The organism is Blautia intestinalis, assembly GCF_014297355.1.
Classification (GTDB): domain Bacteria; phylum Bacillota; class Clostridia; order Lachnospirales; family Lachnospiraceae; genus Blautia_A; species Blautia_A intestinalis.
In genome coordinates, this window is record NZ_JACOQE010000032.1 from 1 (window position 1) to 1,341 (window position 1,341).

Sequence of the window (1,341 nt, forward strand, 5' to 3'; positions counted from 1 at the left end):
TGTTGCTAGAATATAAATAGTACAAGCCAAAATGAGAAATTCCAAATACACATAAGCATGGTACAATAGAAACATGCTGAAGGAGGATCTCATATGGCAAAGCAACATGACAAACAATTTAAACTTGATGCAGTCCAGTACTATCAGGATCACAAAGATCTCGGAGTACGTGGATGTGCAGAAAATCTTGGCATCGGCTACAGTACATTAACAAAGTGGCTGAAAGACTTCCGGGAATCAGGTGATATTCCTGTTCGTGGTTCTGGTAATTATGCATCTGATGAGCAGAAGGAAATTGCCCGTCTCAGGCGTGAATTACGTGATGCCCAAGATGCACTTGATGTGTTAAAAAAAGCAATCAACATTCTGGGAAAATGACGGAAGCCATTTATCTCGAAGTGTCTGAGAAGACGGAAGCTGCCAAAAAGGCTGGACGCCGGGTTTCCGTCTCCGGAATGTTGAAGTTTTTAGGTGTCTCTCGCTCAGGATATCTTGCATGGATCCACCATGTACCTTCTGATACAGAAAAACGTCGTGAAGCTGTAAAAGCAAAAATACAGGATATTTATGATGATTCCAAGCAGAACTACGGTGCTCCGAAAATCACTGTAGAACTTCGAAAAATTGGTGAAGTCATTTCGGAAAGAACCGTTGGTACATATATGCGCCAAATGGGGATCCGTGCTCAGTGGAGCAAACCATGGATAATCACCACAAAAGATTCCGATTTCAGCACTGAATTACAAAATATCCTTGATGAGCAATTTAATCCTGATCGTCCGAATGCAGTCTGGTGTTCGGATATCACCTACATCTGGACAATAGATGGATTTGTCTATCTGACCAGTGTTATGGATTTATTTTCTAGAAAAATCATAGCCTGGACGCTTTCAGAAACACTGGAAGTATCTTGCGTGATTGATACTATAAACAAAGCCAAAGCTCGCCGGAATATCAATCAGCCATTAATTATCCATTCGGATCGTGGCAGCCAATATGTTGCAAAGGAATATAAAAAAGCAACCGAAAATATGCAGCGTAGCTACTCAAAGAAAGCTTTTCCATGGGATAATGCATGCATTGAATCCTTTCATTCTATTATCAAACGTGAATGGCTCAATCGTTTTAAAATTCGCGATTATAAGCAGGCATACCAGTTGATTTTTGAATATCTGGAAGCTTTCTACAATACGAAACGAATTCATAGCCATTGCAACTATATGTCGCCAAACAAATTCGAACGAGTGTATGAAAGAATACACACTGAGGCTGAGCTTCTGGCAGGTTAAAATGGGGAGAATTTTCTCATTTTAACTTGTACTAAATCTTGACATAGGACCA

The 1,341-nt window shown here is 40.1% G+C and carries 2 protein-coding genes; both read left to right on the forward strand.

Annotation, left to right across the window (positions count from 1 at the left end):
• The first annotated feature begins 93 nt into the window (after window positions 1-93).
• Entirely contained in the window at window positions 94-378 is a 285-nt protein-coding gene (locus H8Z79_RS16615) for a transposase (RefSeq protein WP_005612369.1), read from the forward strand.
• On the forward strand, window positions 375-1,289 hold the full coding sequence (locus tag H8Z79_RS16620) for an IS3 family transposase (protein WP_187002973.1): 915 nt from the start codon (window positions 375-377) through the stop codon (window positions 1,287-1,289). The genes H8Z79_RS16615 and H8Z79_RS16620 overlap by 4 nt, the downstream gene beginning before the upstream one ends.
• Window positions 1,290-1,341 lie beyond the last annotated feature (52 nt).